Below are 624 nucleotides of genomic sequence, written 5' to 3'. Positions count from 1 at the left end.
GTCGCCGCCGAGATCAGAAGACCAGAACAAGCGCGGGAGTACCAACTAGCCAGAACCTCGGTACCAGGTCGCTGGACTATCGGTACCGAGAAGCGCTACGCGCCAACTCGCGCCCTACAGCTTGAGCTTGGAATCACTAACACTTCCGACACCTTCGGCCCAGGGACGACTTCGGCGTTCATCTCGCAGATCGGTCAGATCACCTCGACGACGGGTGCTCAGCGTCCCAACGTGGTCGGCATTCTCCAGGCAGTCCTGTGGTGCAAGGGCTACTGGGGAGGAACTGAATTCGGTGTGTGGGACTCGGACACGGCCTCCGCGATCATGGAGGTCAAAGCTGACCTCAACCTGCCGATGACGGCGACGGTTCCGGTCAAGCTCATGAAGACCCTCATGACGATGGATGCGTACATCCTCGTTGGGGGAGGATCATCGAAGGTTCGTGAAGTACAGCGCTACCTGAACGGCTCGTATTGGCAACGACTTGATTTCGGTCTCGTACCGTGCGACGGGATCTACTGTCAATGGCCATTCCGAACTGCCCGTAGGCGGCCAGCAGAATTGCCCGCTGGTGGCCACGGAAACTGCCCGCTCATGGCCAACAGATCTGCCCACCTGGGGTGT

General features: G+C 59.5%; 1 protein-coding gene. It reads left to right on the top strand.

From position 1 onward, the window contains the following. Positions 1 to 231: 231 nt before the first annotated feature. Positions 232 to 624 (top strand): hypothetical protein (locus IEX31_RS19185; RefSeq protein ID WP_373285556.1); only part of this gene is annotated, 393 nt, incomplete at its 3' end.

This window comes from Agromyces bauzanensis (genome assembly GCF_014645655.1).
GTDB classification, from domain to species: domain Bacteria; phylum Actinomycetota; class Actinomycetes; order Actinomycetales; family Microbacteriaceae; genus Agromyces; species Agromyces bauzanensis.
Note: the sequence above shows the minus strand (reverse complement) of the source record. Positions and strands in the feature narration are given on the sequence as shown.